Below are 15,648 nucleotides of genomic sequence, written 5' to 3' on the forward strand. Positions count from 1 at the left end.
TTTTACCAACCACCAAGTTGCCAAGATAATTGAATTGATGATGAGACAGTCAGACTGTTCTACTTAAAACCTTTGCCCGGCATTGGCTCTAAAGAAGCCGTAAGGATGATAAGGAAAGTAGAAGCAAATATCCATCAGGGCCAGAGTATTACCTCTATAACAGGCCGAATATATGGGTGCAATGAACTCTTCTCAAAATTGATATCAAACATCTTGCAAACTGGATGGGTCCATATATGCTGAACTGGCTATTAGATATGGATATCGTTGCAAGTACGTCCATGTAGGCTCAACGAAAACATCCCTGTTTTCGACGGCTTCAGCCGTATCTACACCGGATAATTGGAGTACTCATTTAAGCCATAGCGGTTTGGTGCCTAACACGGAAATGCCCCAAAACGAGTTTATCTTCGAATAAAGGCTGATTACATTTTTTGTTTGGTGCTACCAGGTGGCGAGTTTGAACTGGTAGCTTCATCGTTATCTCTCACCATGTCATGGACGGTCACGGCCGTATCTACACCGGATAATTGGTGTATTTATTAGGCCGTAGTGGTTTGCTATCTAGCATTGGAAATGCCCCTTTTCAAGTTACAGGCGATAAGCAGGAAAGAACTGTGGAGAGCCTGCTGGCCTACTTTTACGAATCGATAAGTAATAATCACGAATTACTTTCGATTCAACATCAATACCAATGCTCATTTTCCAGTTTTTTGCTCGTTTATCCAGTAGGGCTTTGCTAGAGTGATTATTAATCAATGACTTCGCTTAGTCGTAGCTTAAATAATAGGTTTATTAAATGCGCATGCGCGTTTTGCTAAATATACGCGCAACGCACTATACAAATGTTATAACTCACTATGAAATTACACATAACTTTATTTATTCTAGCAACATTGGGATGTTCTTTTGGTTCATACTTTTTTGGATATAAAGTGGGTGCCAAAGACGGGGCTAAGTATACAGTTCAGACGTTTGCCAGTGACTCAATATCTCAAATGAACAAACACACACTAATTTTGGAAGCTTTTAAGCAGGATCGGTTGGACTTAGCTAGGGAAGGTGTTGAGTTACTTGTCAAAAATGATAATGAACACAGGAAAAACATTGAGTCAATCGTAGCTAAGGAGTCATTTGACTTTTGCAAGTTATAACAAGCTGCTAAATCCAGGTTCACCAAGGCTGTCATGCCATTTGCTGCGCAAATCGCCCGCCAGCACTAGGTTCACTTATTAGCAGGGCGTTATACGTTTAGGGATATTTTGGCATGATCGTCATCTACGGAATTAAAGAAAATCTTAACCCAATTAAATCTAAGCTTTCAGATGTCATTCATGATTCAATGAAATCTGTACTCGGTATGCCCGAAGATAAGCGGGCACATCGGTTTATTCCTATGGATAAGTCTGACTTTTATTATCCAGGTGGTCGATCTGATAATTATACTGTCATTGAAATAAATATGATGGAAGGTCGTCAAACTGAAACGAAGAAAAATTTAATTAAATCACTATTTTCAGGAATAGAGTCAGATCTAAAAATTTCACCTGTAGACATCGAAATCACAATTAAAGAGCAACCGAAACATTGTTGGGGCTTTCGTGGTATAACTGGTGATGAAGTTAACGATTTAAAGTACAGTGTAAACGCATAACAAGCTGATAAATAATGAAGAAAATAGTTGACAAACAATAACCAAGACACCCAGAATTGTTAGATAGAGGCTCGTCTACTAAGCTTGAGTTAAGGCTGAAGAGAGGAGTTTGTTATGCCAACGCCAAGAAAAGCGTTAGTAAGCTTGGAGGATACACCTTATTACCACTGCATAAGTCGCTGTGTTAGAAAGGCATTCCTGTGCGGGGTTGATATTCACACGGGACAATCTTATGAGCATAGGCGTGACTGGGTCGAAAGTCGGCTATTGCAGCTAGCTGAAGTGTTCGCAATCGATATTTGTGCTTTTGCAGTGATGAGTAATCATCTGCACCTTGTATTGCGGGTCGATGCTGAGTTGGCTAAGAGCTGGTCAGATATCGAGGTTGTAACGCAATGGCAAAAACTGTTCAAAGGCGACAGCCTCAATCACGACTTTGTAAAAGCCCAGCCGCTTGAATCTTATCAACAAATAATCATCAATAAGCGGATAAAAGAGTACCGACTTCGACTCATGGATATCTCTTGCAGAAAATAACCGAGACACCCAAAATTGTTAGATAGAGGCTCATCTACTAAGCTTTAGGTAAGGCTGAAGAGAGGAGTTTGTTATGCCAACGCCAAGAAAAGCGTTAGTAAGCTTGGAGGATACACCTTATTACCACTGCATAAGTCGCTGTGTTAGAAAGGCATTCCTGTGCGGGGTTGATATTCACACGGGACAATCCTATGAGCATAGGCGTGACTGGGTGGAAGGTCGACTATTGCAGCTAGCTGAAGTGTTCGCAATCGATATTTGTGCTTTTGCTGTGATGAGTAATCATCTGCACCTTGTATTGCGGGTCGATGCCGAGTTAGCGAAAAGCTGGTCAGATATCGAGGTTGTTTCCCAATGGCAAAAGCTGTTCAAAGGCGATAGCCTGAATCACGACTTTGTAAAAGCCCAGCCGCTTGAATCTTATCAACAAACCATCATCAATAAGCGGATAAAAGAGTACCGACTTCGACTCATGGATATCTCCTGGTTTATGCGGGCACTTAATGAACCCATAGCCAGAAAGGCCAATGCTGAAGATAAGTGCAAGGGTCGTTTTTGGGAAGGGCGCTTTAAGTCGCAAGCGTTACTTGATGACGCGGCGGTGCTGGCTTGTATGGCCTATGTCGACCTCAATCCTATCCGAGCCAATATAGCGATATCTCCAGACACCTCAGACTTCACCAGTATCCAAATGCGCATCAAAGCGGCAGTTAAAGGCGAACAACCTAAATCGCTACTCCCTTTTGTAGGCGATGGGCATCAAGATATGCCTAAAGGACTCATGTTTAATGCAAAAGATTATCTACAACTCATTGATGATACAGGTCGAATCCAACGTCATGATAAACGAGGTGCTATCAGCCAATCCTCACAGCAGTTGTTGCACCGCTTAAACATTCCTGCCGAGAACTGGCTTAAAATGACCGCCGAGTTCACGAAAATCTTCAAAGGCGCAGTGGGCAATACTCAAGAATTATCGACGTATTGTGAACACCTAGAGCGTAAACGACGACAAGGTGCAGCCAATTGTCACCGATGGCTAGATTGTAGTTAGTTTATTTTAAACCTGCTTAACCCATATTACGTTACCAAACAGATGTTTGGCGTTTCTGCTGTGTGATTTTCTTTAATTTTCCGAAAGTTTACTCATAAGTGGTATTTAGCTTGTGATTACAGTGCTTAGGCAAGAATAACCCAGACACCCAGAATTGTTAGATAGAGGCTCGTCTACTAAGCTTGAGTTAAGGCTGAAGAGAGGAGTTTGTTATGCCAACGCCAAGAAAAGCGTTAGTAAGCTTGGAGGATACACCTTATTACCACTGCATAAGTCGCTGTGTTAGAAAGGCATTCCTGTGCGGGGTTGATATTCACACGGGACAATCCTATGAGCATAGGCGTGACTGGGTGGAAGGTCGACTATTGCAGCTAGCTGAAGTGTTCGCAATCGATATTTGTGCTTTTGCTGTGATGAGTAATCATCTGCACCTTGTATTGCGGGTTGATGCTGAGTTGGCTAAGAGCTGGTCAGATATCGAGGTTGTTTCCCAATGGCAAAAACTGTTCAAAGGCGATAGCTTGAATCACTATTTTATTAAAGCTGAACCTCTTGAATCTTATCAACAAGCAATCATCAATAAGCGGATAAAAGAGTACCGGCTAAGGCTCATGGATATCTCCTGGTTTATGCGGGCACTTAATGAACCCATTGCCAGAAAGGCCAATGCTGAAGATAAGTGCAAGGGTCGTTTTTGGGAAGGGCGCTTTAAGTCGCAAGCGTTACTTGATGACGCGGCGGTGCTGGCTTGTATGGCCTATGTCGACCTGAACCCTATCCGAGCCAATATTGCTACATCCCCAGACACCTCAGACTTCACCAGTATCCAGCTGCGCATCAAAGCGGCAGTTAACGGCGAACAACCTAAATCGCTACTCCCTTTTGTAGGCGATGAGCATCAAGATATGCCTAAAGGGCTCATGTTTAATGCAAAAGATTATCTACAACTCATTGATGATACAGGTCGAATCCAACGTCATGATAAACGAGGTGCTATCAGCCAATCCTCACAGCAGTTGTTGCACCGCTTAAACATTCCTGCCGAGAACTGGCTTAAAATGACCGCCGAGTTCACGAAAATCTTCAAAGGCGCAGTGGGCAACACTCAAGAATTATCGACGTATTGTGAACACCTAGAGCGTAAACGACGACAAGGTGCAGCCAATTGTCACCGATGGCTAGATTGTAGTTAGTTTATTTTAAACCTGCTTAACCCTTTTTACGCTACCAGACTGATGTTTGGGCGTTTTTGCTGTGTGATTTTCATTTTAATGGCTGATATTTTGCTCGCAAGTCATGTTCAGCTTGTAATTGCCGAGCTTAGGCAAGATATGAGTCAAAATCCGTGGCCATTTGAGTTGTGATTGGGGTGATAAGTGCTGAAAATAATTGTGGATGTCTCCGTTGTCATCTTCGTTGTCATGGATGTCTTCGTTGTCGCCAATTGTCACCGATGGCTAGATTGTAGTTAGTTTATTTTAAACCTGCTTAACCCATATTATGTTACCAAACAGATGTTTGGCGTTTCTGCTGTGTGATTTTCTTTAATTTTCCGAAAGTTTACTCATAAGTGGTATTTAGCTTGTGATTACAGTGCTTAGGCAAGGGCATGAGTAAAAATCCGTGGCCATTTGAGTTGTGATTGGGGTGATAAGTGCTGAAAATAATTATGGATGTCTTCGTTGTCGTGATTTCCTTTAAGTTGCCGAAAGTTTATTCATAAGTCGTGTTTAGCTTGTGATTACAGCCCCTTAAGCAAGGGCATGAGTGAAAAGCCCTGGCCATTTGAGTTGTGATTGAGGGTGATAAGTGCTGAAAATAATTATGGATGTCTTCGTTGTCGATCTAAGCAGCAAGCTCTAGCATCACCCTATAGCCAATAATATTTATGATGAACAGTGAAGCCCAAATCAACGACGGGCGGCATCTTGTTGTGCCTATCATCGCGCTGCGTCCATATCGCATCATTTCACACTTCTTATTTAACGCTCGCCATTGGCAAATTTTCCGGTGTAGAACAATACTTGAAAGGACCTGTTGCGTTTAGCTGTGTTTTTGCTCGGTAAGGGATGGAGCAAACGAGACATTTTAAATTCAGCTTAAAACTCAACTTAAAACTTAACTTAAAACTTAACTTAAAACTTAACTTAAAACATAACGAAAGCCCTCAAGGTGCTCCACATCACAGAGGTAGACATGAAAAGCTTCAAGAAAATCTTATATGTTAGTCAAGGATTACCTAGTGACAGTGACTCCATTGGGCAAGCTCTACGACTATCTCAAGCCAATAATGCACAGGTGGAAGGCTTGATTGCTTGCCCCGCACTCTCAGCCAAACTCATTCAATATAAAGACACCTATGAAAATGCCTTGCGGCAAACTGTCAATCAGCAAATAGACAAAAGTAGGCTGCAAAATCATATTGCGGAAGCGGATGTTCCTTTGTCGCTGCAAATCTTAAGTGGTGAAAAACCCGCGGTAAACATCATCAAAGACATCCTAAAGCATGGTCATGATCTATTGATTAAAGATGCCGAACCCTTGGCTGAAACTGGCGTGGGATTTACAGCTATCGATATGACATTATTGCGTAAATGCCCATGCCCTGTTTGGCTTAATCGTTCAGTTCATCAACAGTTGGATAAACGACAGGTTGCAGTCGCGATAGACCCTATTAGTTCAAGTCTTGAAGAAAATACTCTTTCACTCAGAATGTTGCAGTTAGCACGTGATATTGCTAATCGATGTGACTATCGCCTGCATGTTTTATCTTGTTGGGAGTATCAACTCGAGAGTTATCTAAGAAATAGTCTGTGGATTAAGATTGATCAGGACGAACTTAACGCAGAACTTGATGCCACCAGAATACGTCACCGCGACGCATTAGACAGCCTTATTGAACAATCCGGCATTGATGGTGAAATTATCATTCACCATCTGCAAGGTGCTGCAGATGTTCAAATTCCACGCTTCGTCAACGGGAAGAATATCGATATCTTAGTCATGGGGACCTTGGCAAGGACAGGTATTCCTGGTTTTGTTATCGGCAATACCGCTGAGAATATATTGCGCTCGATTAAGTGCTCGTTAGTGGCGTTAAAGCCTGAAGGTTTCGAGTCTCCGATAAGTTAATGGGGGCGCAATAGGTATAGCAGGCTTTTCAATATCGCCGTTGCTTTAAATAGCCGACGTTCAAACAAATTACCGGATGCTTTAGCATTCGGTAATATCATTGCATGCGATAAAAATAACGGATTAGTGGGATCTCGGTGGGGCGGTACTTTTATTGAACACATCTATTGTCTTTGTTGTGTAAATATTTAGCTGCAATGTAGTTATAAAAACAACTTAAATAAGGGATCAAACAAGGGCTTAAACAAGCTGATTTTAATAATAGTAAAAACGTTTATACTCTCCGGAATTATGGTCACCAGTTTGCTTGTCTTTCAGCTTGCTTCTCTGCTTGATGTTTTATATTGAATGATAAAAGATATGTTTAAATACACACCTCGAATTGACTTCCCTTTACTACTTGCTATTTCGTTGTTGATTCTGCTTGGCTCACTCACGGTATGGAGCGCCAGCGGTTTCAGTGAGTCTATGTTAGAGCGACACCTTATTAGGGCCTGCATTGCAATTGGCTGCATTGTTGTTATGTCTGTCATCCCACCGCTACGATATCAGCGAGCAACTCCCTATCTATATGCTTTGGCAGTGCTTTTATTGCTCGGCGTCATATTTGCTGGTGATAGTACTAATGGCTCTCAGCGCTGGTTAGTTATTGGCCCGATTCGATTCCAGCCTTCTGAATTAGTCAAAGTTGCTATCCCCTTGATGGTTGCATGGCTACTCGTTGCCGATGGTGGACGCCCAGATATTAAGAAAATCATTATCTGTCTACTTGTCACTTCGGTTCCTGCAGGATTGATATTTATTCAGCCGGATCTAGATGGGGCTATCTTCACTGTTATCTACGCTTTATTTGTGTTGTATTTTGCTGGAATGAGCTGGAAAATTATTGGTTCGTTTATTGCTGGTGTGGCGGTCACTGTCCCTATTTTGTGGGTTTTTGTCATGGAAGCCTATCAAAAAAAGCGGGTGACTCAATTTCTAGATCCTGAATCCGATCCCCTCGGTGCGGGTTACCAGATTATTCAATCATTGATTGCAATTGGCTCTGGGGGAATGCATGGCAAAGGTTGGACTAATGCGACGCAGGGGCAACTTGGATTTATTCCGGAAAGTCACACTGACTTTATTTTTTCTACCTATGCTGAGCAGTGGGGTTTTATTGGATGCTTACTCTTGGTAGGACTTTATTTGTTTATTACAGGACGAGTCATTTGGTTAGCATACCAATGTAAATCATCATTCAATCGCCTAGTCAGTGCCACTTTTGCGCTTAGTTTCTTTTTATATGCCTTTATTAATATGGGGATGGTGAGTGGTTTACTGCCAGTAATGGGCAGCCCATTACCCTTTTTTAGTTATGGGGGCACAGCCATGATCACCCAAGGAATTTGCTTCGGTATCATTATGTCTCTTTGCCTACAAAAACCTTATAAACCCTAGCTGCAAAGCGCTTACCCCGAGACACGTTTAAATCTGGAGTGTTATTAACTTACGTGATCGCGATCCCGTTATCTTTGCGACCGGATCGCTTTTGCAACACATTCTGTAATTAAATTAGATTAACGACTGTTAATCTTTGTATCGGTTCGTATAATCCCGTTCCGGCTAGAACGTCTCGTTCACTGCCAGCTTATACCAATCAATATAAAGATTTGGTCACTCAGCGAGAATTTAGCGGTTATGAGGCAAGGCAACGAGTGAAGAGCATAGTTGTTCTACGGTTAAGCTCGTTAACACAGCATCTGAACTGCTAAAACTCGCCATTCTGGAGCGTTTTTGGCTGCCTACTTCTGCGTTGAACAGCTTTACAAGGGAATAACCATTCTTTCAGCTATTCGCCTTGAATTAGTTTGCCAAAAAACGCTCTGAGTAGAGCAACTTCTTATACTGATTGGTATTAATACAAGCCGCTACATGGAGAAGTGATCAACCCACGGAGTTGGACCGGCAAAACTTTTGTAAGTTTTAGATGCTTCATTTTTGTATCAATGGCCGGACACTCAAATCGCTCGACTAGATAGGCTTTATCAATCATTGCCAGCTAGTCGACGTCAAATGTCGCTTTATTTAAAGCATTTCCCCATCGAATACACTTATTCAGAACATCTGCAACTTACGTCTTTGTAGCTCAATTTGGGATAAATGATGTCGTTGTTGATTAGCTTGGTCGGTATTTGGTTTTTAATTGTTTGTGGTTGGATTTTCTCTGAAAATCGCAATGCCATTAACTGGCGTACGGTTTTTGGTGCATTTGCATTGCAGGCCTGTTTAGCGGCATTGGTACTGTATCTTCCTATGGGGCAGAACATACTGGGCTCAGTAAGTCAGGGAGTCGCGTCGGTGTTAAGTTTTGCTGATGAGGGAATTAACTTCTTGTTTGGCGATCTTGCGACTAACAGCTTTGTGTTTGCTATTCGTGTATTACCTCTGGTTATTTTCATTAGCGCATTAATTTCTCTGCTGTATTACTTTGGCATCATGCAGTGGGTGATTAAAGTTATCGGTGGGGCACTGCAAAAGCTGCTTGGCATAAGCCGCGCAGAATCACTAGTGACAACGGGCAATATCTTTTTAAGCCAAGGTGAATCGCCACTACTAGTAAAACCTTTCTTACCTAAGATGACCCGATCTGAGCTATTTGCAGTGATGACGGGCGGAATGGCATCGGTGGCAGGCAGCGTGTTAGGGGGTTATGCAGGCCTAGGCGTTGAGCTTAAATATTTGATAGCGGCAAGTTTTATGGCCGCACCAGGCAGCCTAATGATGGCGAAATTGCTAGTACCAGAAACGGCGACGCCAGCGTGTCAGCAAGCCGTTGATATGAGCAAGAGTGAGCACGGCAATGCTATCGATGCATTGGCATCTGGTGCGATGAATGGTATGCGTGTCGCGGTGGCTATCGGTACTATGTTACTGGCCTTTATTAGCGTCATCGCTATGTTCAACGCAGGCCTTGAGCAAGTGGGCACTTGGTTTAACTTTGATGGCGTGACCATGCAAAATCTACTGGGTTATATCTTCGCACCTGTGGCATTTTTGATTGGCGTTCCCGCCAGTGAGATGATGCAAGCGGGTAGCTTTATTGGCCAAAAGTTAATTCTCAATGAGTTTGTTGCCTTTATGGATTTCACCGAAGTGAAAGATCAACTCTCGATGCATTCTCAAGTTATCATCACCTTTGCTTTATGCGGCTTTGCTAACATTGGCTCGATTGCTATTCAGTTAGGTAGTATCGGAGTGATGGCGCCTGAACGTCGTAGTGAAGTGGCAAACTTAGGCCTAAAGGCTGTTCTAGCAGCCACGCTGGCTAACTTGATGAGTGCCGCGCTAGCAGGTATTTTTATTAGCTTGTAAGTGGATGGTACTAAAGAACAAAGAGCAGCTTAGCTGCTCTTTGTTATGGCGTTAACGCTATTACGCCGCATCGATGACTTTTGCTTAGTGCTTCTGCTTTTGGTATTTCGTCATCACATCTTGGGCGACAGCTTGTCCCCACTGCTGACCCGCCATCATAGATTCTTGCATGATCTGAGGCTGCACTTTAATCAGCTTCTTACCCGCAGGTGTATCATAAAAAGCGTTAAGTGCTTGGACTTCGTCTTCAGTAAGATACTTTTGATAAATAGGCACTGTCATTTTAATCAGATCATCTGGATTAAACTTTGCCATGTAGTCGCTCCAAAATGCCTCAGGTGCATCGGGAACTAAGTTTTTCAGCGCTGGTAGCATCTGGTTCATGGCTTGAACACCGAGCTCTCCCGCCCCTGTTTTATGCATTAGCTGCTTAACACTTTCCGCTGAGGCGGGTTCTGCAAAGGCGTTGCTAGCAAAGGTGATTAAGGCTAGTAGAGGAAGTATTGCGAGTTTCATATTGAGCATCCTGCTGTTAGTTTAGTCTGTATATATCACGAACTTAGCTGACTAAGTGATTAGATAGTAACGTTATTGGATCGAAAAAGTATCCGATTAATGAGTGTTTTATTTAAGTCGACAGCATAGAGCAGAGTGCTTTGTCGTAAAAGTGAATTATCTATCTCTATGACTTAAATCAGATAATTAAACCTTTGTGCCGATAGGGTGTGTAGAAGGTTTATGCTTGCTCTGGCTAGCAGTTCTAAGTGAGATGGCAATTTAAGACGTTAAAGCGGCGAGTGAAGAGTGAATTTTATAGGGTTATAGGCAGGAAAAAGTGGGTTTAAGCTCGAAATCTAGTACGAAAATAAGTTCGGGAAATCTATTTGAACATTATTGTTTTATGTCGATAGTAAGGTTCACCCAAGGCTGAGAAGGTATTAATACCTTATCAGCCTTGGGTGATGGCAACTCACAAAGTCAGTCGCTGGGTCATCAATATTAGAAGTAGTAAGCTACACTAACGTTGAATAGAGAGTAGAAGTCATCATCTTGGTTTTCGATACCAAGACCTTGTTGACCACCAATCCATACCGCATTTTTACCGTAGATATGATCGACAAAGATGTAGAAATCAGATACTGCAATGCTCATACCTGTCGTGTTGATCACAGAGTCATTTAGGCTAGCGTTAACATCAGTGTTTGGTGTTAAGTGGCTGTAGTCGTTATAAAGCGTCACTGTACCCCAGTCATAACCGATAGTCTTGGCGATGTTAGCTGCGAAGATTTGGCCCTTAGCTGCAACTTCATAAGCGCCGCCGCCCATCTTCATCGCATATAGTCCATCTTTATTCGCTTGATATTGGTCATAGTCATAATCGACCATCTGTAGCTGTAGCTGGTAACCACTGTACTGAGCATCTAAGTGAACAGCATAAGCTGTAGACGTACCATGGTCATCGTGAAGAGTGTCGTATAACTGACCGTATTCTAACGATGCACCTAGTTGTACCGTTAACTTATCAAAGTCTAAAACGTAAGACTGACGAATGTTGAATGTGTTGGTTTCTTCGTTGTTGTAGGTATTGTCACCAACAGAACCTGTGAATCCGTCAGCACCGTAACCACGGGTATCTGATGATGAGTATTCGCTGTTCTTGAAGAAGGCAACTTCAGAGGTCCAGTTACCAGTACTATAAATAGCCTTAGCACCTAGATCGTAGTCATCTTCAAAGCCCATGTAGTAGTTGATACTTTCCCACCAGTTGTGAGAAATAAAGCTCTTATTACCAAATGGCTTGCTGATCACACCACCTTGGAACTGCCAATCTTCAACACCATTGTACGCAGCATAAGCGTATTTAATGAAATGGTTGCTTGAAGAGTTTTTGAAAACGTACTTAGCACTTGCAGTCCAGTTTTCACTAATCTGGCTATCGATATCAAGTTCTAATGCGTCAAATGCGAATGTACCGCCATTTGATTTAGAGGCTTCATTGCCATCATCAACGAAGTACTTAACCTTAACCGCACCGCCTAAATCAACAGAAGGTTTGAATTCGTCTGCCATTACAACCGTAGGCGCGCCAAGTAACGCACCAATTAAAATAGATAACTGTAGCTTTTTCACTTTATTATTCTCATATTCATAATCCGACATTGGATTAGCAATGTGAATCATATCCATAATTGAATATTAGATTGTGACGGAATACGCAATCACAGTGGCTGTAATACTTCGTTTGATTAATATTGTGAGCTAGATTGGATTTTTGAGGGAAACTTTTTAACCTGGTTAATGTCGTATCGTGAACGAAATCCTCTATGCGATCGAGTATGAGGTGTAAGGTTTTAGATGTGGCCCGACATGCGGGCCTTTAATAGGTATGTTTGCTAAGGCTAATTAGGCTTTAAAGCGATTTTGCAGGTAATCAAATACCGCGCGAATACCAAAGGCTTCACCGCCAACAGGGCGACCCGGTAACTTACGTACGTTATAGGCCATAACGTCAAAGTGGCTCCAGCTAATGCCTTTATCTACAAACTCTTCGAGATATAACGCGGCAGTAATTGCACCGCCAAATGGCGTTTTGGCGCAGTTAGCCAAGTCGGCAATATCACTACCGGTTAACTCTAAATAAGGTCTATGTAGCGGCATGCGCCATACAGGGTCGTCCACTTTAAGACCCGATGCGGTAAAACCTGCTGCCACGTCGTCATCATTACTGAAAAAGCCTGGGAGTTCGGTGCCTAATGCAATGCGCATTGCCCCTGTCAGCGTGGCAAAATCAATCACCAGTTCAGGCTTGTCGTTATTGGCCTCAGTTAGGGCATCACACAGGACTAAGCGGCCTTCGGCGTCGGTGTTGTCGATTTCAACAGTGATGCCTTTACGTGTGGTGATGACATCTCCTGGTCTAAAGGCGTTAGCCGATACCGCGTTCTCAACTGCGGGTACTAATACCCGTAATCGAACGGGTAAGTTGTGGGCCATAATTAGCTGCGCTAGACCTATGACGTGAGCTGCGCCGCCCATGTCTTTTTTCATTAAGCGCATGCCTGAAACAGGCTTTATATCGAGTCCGCCAGAGTCAAAACACACCCCTTTACCCACAAGGGTTAGTTTTGGCGCTGATTCATCGCCCCAAGTGAGGTCGATTAAGCGTGGCAGATTTTCACTGGCGCGGCCAACCATATGGATTGTTGGATAGTTTTTCTCAAGTAACTCGTCACCAATAATCTGGGTGATTTCAGCGCCAAACTCATCTGCCATCGCCGCCATGGTGTCACCTAGGTGTTGTGGCATCATATCTGCGGCGGGGGTGTTAACCAGATCGCGTACTAATGACACTGAGCGGATCAACTTATTGGCTTCATCAGCTTGTGCTTGAGTCGGTACGATAAGCACTGGCAGTTCCTTGGTGCTTTTCTTATAGCGGTCAAACTGATAAGCGCCAAGACCCCAACTAAACGCGGCAGTTTTTATTTGCTGTTCACTTGCGTTTAGCTGGTATTGCCCTGCGGGCAGTTGGTTTGCAAGCTCGCCGCAAAGCCAGTATGAATCATTGCTATCGCTGACAAAGACAACTTGTTCTAGCTCGCCATCGGCGCTTGGAATTAAGCTTACGCCTTTGCCATTAAATTGGGTGGTGTTGAGCCAGTTTTGAATGCGCTGCGGTTGTTGTTCGCGCCATGCGGCAAAGGTGTCGCTATTAAAAATGGATAAAGGGATGCCTGAAGCACCAGAGATAATAAGGTTGCTCATGTAAGGACTCTTTTTGTTATTAATGAGGAGAATAGCTTAGGGCTAAGAGTATCAGGCCTTCGTTCTAGGAGAAAGACGACAGCAGGTTATTTTAAGTAGTGACAGTGTTAATTAACGAGGAGTTACAGCGATAGAGGTTTACAGGTAATAACAGCTCAATAAGTTAAGCGGCTTGCAGCAGAACTGTCAGCGCGGCTTAATTATTACTCTGAAGTAGACTCTAGTTTGGCCTTCATTGCGCCACGTCTAATATTTGCTTTACGCTCTGACATGTTATTGAAAGAACTAGGGAGTACGTCGACGCCAACAATCTTACCCAGTTTTACCACCAGTGGAATCGTAATGGGGGCAAAAGGTAAAACGGCAAACATGCCTAAACTTAGCCCCTTTAATAGATCGGCAAACTGTTTGTTGGCTTCTGATAGTTCTTCTTTTGTTGCTTGTCTACGAGTGTGGCGCTTGTAGGTGACTAACATATCTTTAGTCTCCTGCTTTTCTTGAGCAAGCGCGTCTTTTAACACTAACATATCGCGTTTTAAGCGTAGCCAAAAACGACGTCTTCCAATGCGGATGACACGAATAGGGGCTTTATGGATGTGGACGTAGATTTTCATGCTGGCGATTGTGCCACAGCAGGCACCTTAAACCTAATTCGAGCCGCGAATAAAAGGCAATAAAGTGCAAACTGTGTAACTTAAGGTCATTTTGCTGCAGAACTGGGATTAGCCCGCTCTGAGACTGAGGATTTGACTGAGAACAATGGGCTCTGGGTAGCGGCAAAATTCGACATCTTTTTTATCGATAGCATAAATAGACATACGGTCAGCCAGCTCGTTACCTTCAATGCCCACGTGAGCGGCAACATGCGCAATCACCAATTTATCTTTTAACGCATCATAAAGCTGATGGGATTGCTGAATGATATCTAGGTTCTTGATATCACCTGCCACTTTTCTTTTCCAGCCTTTGGTTTTCCAACCATAAGCCCAGTTGGTGATGCAGTTTATTGAGTACTGCGAGTCACTTAAGACCTGTACTGATAAACCTTGTTTTAATGCTTTTTCCGCAATTAATAACGCTTGGTGCAGGGCATTTAACTCTGCCGAGTTATTGGTGCCATTAGCGTTATAAAGGCCATAGTAAAGCTCCGTTAATTGCGCTTTATGGTAAACCGCTACGCCTGAACCGGCTTTACCAGGGTTTGGTTCACAACCGCCGTCGGTAAAAATAGACACATCACAGCAAGTCAGATCGATATCTACGCTGGCTTTAGCTGCTGATTTTGCTTTAGCGGGTCCCGATGTTGGCTTTTTGGCTGCATTGCCATAACTCGGAGCCTTTGCGAAAGCAGCTTTAGCTTCGGCTTCACTCGGGAAGGACTTATATTTGGCTTGCGGAAATTTATCAACCAGCTTTTTAGTGTAATCCCAGCTGGTGAAAATGCCGGTTTCACGGCCAGCCCATACCACGTAATACTTTTTAGCCATTCGCTTTTTAGTCCTACATCTTGATAATTAATGATTTGGCTACAACCAACATGGAGTCGCCATTGAGCCGTTGAAAAGGGTTATTGGCTTTTTTTGCAGTGCGCTAATAAGTCTACAAAGAACTGAGTACCTTTACGCTCGGCAAAAGCTATGTTGCGCTCAGGGATGGTTTCGGGCTCATCATAAGTCGCTAGCGCTAATTCCATGCTGGATTCACGGATAATGTGTAACGTCGGATAGGGCGCGCGATTAGTATAGTTTGCTGCCGAATCTTGGGGTTCATCTTCAAAGCAATAATCTGGATGAAAACTGGCTAACTGATACTCACCTTCATAACCTTGTTCGATTAACAGGTCATTGGCAATATCGACTAAATCTAAATAGAGGTAAAAGCCTTCAAAACCACGTGGCATGATAAACAGCGTAGTTTCAATGTCTGTGTGTTCATCTAAATAAGTACATTCTTCGATAAGCGCTTGCAGCACATCTTGCATGCGAGACTCATCAATTACCGCATAACGAATACTGGCTCGCTCGACTTCTCTTCTGGCAAAGGGGCAGATGTTATATTTCATAATCACCTGTTTAACCCAGTTTTCGGTTTCTGTTGCGTATGCTTGTAATTCGGGATTGATTATCTGAGTCATCAGATGCAGCCTTGGAAG

13 protein-coding genes are annotated in these 15,648 nt (G+C 43.1%); 7 read left to right on the forward strand and 6 right to left on the reverse strand.

Going from position 1 to position 15,648, the window contains the following annotated elements; all coding sequences use genetic code 11:
- The first annotated feature begins 1,267 nt into the window (after window positions 1-1,267).
- From ACVBIL_RS16160 to ACVBIL_RS16190, 7 genes are all read left to right on the forward strand, one after another.
- Entirely contained in the window at window positions 1,268-1,654 is a 387-nt protein-coding gene (locus ACVBIL_RS16160; RefSeq protein ID WP_447167979.1) for a tautomerase family protein, read from the forward strand.
- A gap of 114 nt (window positions 1,655-1,768) precedes the next feature.
- On the forward strand, window positions 1,769-2,191 hold the full coding sequence (locus tag ACVBIL_RS16165) for a hypothetical protein (protein WP_447167980.1): 423 nt from the start codon (window positions 1,769-1,771) through the stop codon (window positions 2,189-2,191).
- 73 nt (window positions 2,192-2,264) lie between these two features.
- Window positions 2,265-3,245, forward strand: coding sequence for a transposase (locus ACVBIL_RS16170; RefSeq protein WP_447167981.1), 981 nt, complete (start codon window positions 2,265-2,267; stop codon window positions 3,243-3,245).
- A 212-nt stretch (window positions 3,246-3,457) separates the two neighbouring features.
- The gene (locus ACVBIL_RS16175; protein ID WP_447167982.1) at window positions 3,458-4,438 is read left to right on the forward strand and encodes a transposase; all 981 of its coding nucleotides are present in this window, start codon (window positions 3,458-3,460) and stop codon (window positions 4,436-4,438) included.
- Window positions 4,439-5,441: 1,003 nt separating this feature from the next.
- Window positions 5,442-6,377, forward strand: coding sequence for a universal stress protein (locus ACVBIL_RS16180; protein ID WP_447167983.1), 936 nt, complete (start codon window positions 5,442-5,444; stop codon window positions 6,375-6,377).
- 360 nt (window positions 6,378-6,737) lie between these two features.
- A complete protein-coding gene (rodA, locus tag ACVBIL_RS16185) occupies window positions 6,738-7,817 on the forward strand; it encodes a rod shape-determining protein RodA (RefSeq protein ID WP_447167984.1) in 1,080 nt (359 codons plus the stop codon).
- A 705-nt stretch (window positions 7,818-8,522) separates the two neighbouring features.
- A complete protein-coding gene (locus tag ACVBIL_RS16190) occupies window positions 8,523-9,731 on the forward strand; it encodes a NupC/NupG family nucleoside CNT transporter (protein WP_447167985.1) in 1,209 nt (402 codons plus the stop codon).
- 84 nt (window positions 9,732-9,815) lie between these two features.
- Here the strand turns inward: ACVBIL_RS16190 and ACVBIL_RS16195 are convergent, their stop codons facing one another.
- The 6 genes from ACVBIL_RS16195 to ACVBIL_RS16220 all read right to left on the reverse strand — a co-directional run bounded on the left by ACVBIL_RS16195 (window position 9,816) and on the right by ACVBIL_RS16220 (window position 15,630).
- Entirely contained in the window at window positions 9,816-10,247 is a 432-nt protein-coding gene (locus ACVBIL_RS16195; protein ID WP_447167986.1) for a DUF2059 domain-containing protein, read from the reverse strand.
- A gap of 483 nt (window positions 10,248-10,730) precedes the next feature.
- The gene (locus ACVBIL_RS16200) at window positions 10,731-11,918 is read right to left on the reverse strand and encodes a hypothetical protein (protein ID WP_447167987.1); all 1,188 of its coding nucleotides are present in this window, start codon (window positions 11,916-11,918) and stop codon (window positions 10,731-10,733) included.
- 216 nt (window positions 11,919-12,134) lie between these two features.
- On the reverse strand, window positions 12,135-13,496 hold the full coding sequence (locus ACVBIL_RS16205) for a leucyl aminopeptidase family protein (RefSeq protein WP_447167988.1): 1,362 nt from the start codon (window positions 13,494-13,496) through the stop codon (window positions 12,135-12,137).
- 203 nt (window positions 13,497-13,699) lie between these two features.
- Complete coding sequence (locus ACVBIL_RS16210; RefSeq protein WP_447167989.1) at window positions 13,700-14,110, reverse strand: hypothetical protein; 411 nt, start codon at window positions 14,108-14,110, stop codon at window positions 13,700-13,702.
- 108 nt (window positions 14,111-14,218) lie between these two features.
- On the reverse strand, window positions 14,219-14,983 hold the full coding sequence (locus tag ACVBIL_RS16215) for a ribonuclease H family protein (RefSeq protein ID WP_447167990.1): 765 nt from the start codon (window positions 14,981-14,983) through the stop codon (window positions 14,219-14,221).
- An 80-nt stretch (window positions 14,984-15,063) separates the two neighbouring features.
- Entirely contained in the window at window positions 15,064-15,630 is a 567-nt protein-coding gene (locus tag ACVBIL_RS16220; protein WP_447167991.1) for a DUF1415 domain-containing protein, read from the reverse strand.
- Window positions 15,631-15,648: the final 18 nt, after the last annotated feature.

The organism is Shewanella sp. 125m-7 (assembly GCF_052977045.1).

What these genes read in the sequence shown, in the direction of transcription:
- ACVBIL_RS16215 (WP_447167990.1), bottom strand. Translation starts at nt 14,983, where the DNA reads ATGGCTAAAAAGTATTACGTGGTATGGGCTGGCCGTGAAACCGGCATT.
- ACVBIL_RS16180 (WP_447167983.1), top strand. Translation starts at nt 5,442, where the DNA reads ATGAAAAGCTTCAAGAAAATCTTATATGTTAGTCAAGGATTACCTAGT.
- ACVBIL_RS16160 (WP_447167979.1), top strand. Translation starts at nt 1,268, where the DNA reads ATGATCGTCATCTACGGAATTAAAGAAAATCTTAACCCAATTAAATCT.
- ACVBIL_RS16175 (WP_447167982.1), top strand. Translation starts at nt 3,458, where the DNA reads ATGCCAACGCCAAGAAAAGCGTTAGTAAGCTTGGAGGATACACCTTAT.
- ACVBIL_RS16170 (WP_447167981.1), top strand. Translation starts at nt 2,265, where the DNA reads ATGCCAACGCCAAGAAAAGCGTTAGTAAGCTTGGAGGATACACCTTAT.
- ACVBIL_RS16205 (WP_447167988.1), bottom strand. Translation starts at nt 13,496, where the DNA reads ATGAGCAACCTTATTATCTCTGGTGCTTCAGGCATCCCTTTATCCATT.
- ACVBIL_RS16210 (WP_447167989.1), bottom strand. Translation starts at nt 14,110, where the DNA reads ATGAAAATCTACGTCCACATCCATAAAGCCCCTATTCGTGTCATCCGC.
- ACVBIL_RS16165 (WP_447167980.1), top strand. Translation starts at nt 1,769, where the DNA reads ATGCCAACGCCAAGAAAAGCGTTAGTAAGCTTGGAGGATACACCTTAT.
- ACVBIL_RS16220 (WP_447167991.1), bottom strand. Translation starts at nt 15,630, where the DNA reads ATGACTCAGATAATCAATCCCGAATTACAAGCATACGCAACAGAAACC.
- rodA (WP_447167984.1), top strand. Translation starts at nt 6,738, where the DNA reads ATGTTTAAATACACACCTCGAATTGACTTCCCTTTACTACTTGCTATT.
- ACVBIL_RS16195 (WP_447167986.1), bottom strand. Translation starts at nt 10,247, where the DNA reads ATGAAACTCGCAATACTTCCTCTACTAGCCTTAATCACCTTTGCTAGC.
- ACVBIL_RS16190 (WP_447167985.1), top strand. Translation starts at nt 8,523, where the DNA reads ATGTCGTTGTTGATTAGCTTGGTCGGTATTTGGTTTTTAATTGTTTGT.
- ACVBIL_RS16200 (WP_447167987.1), bottom strand. Translation starts at nt 11,918, where the DNA reads ATGGATATGATTCACATTGCTAATCCAATGTCGGATTATGAATATGAG.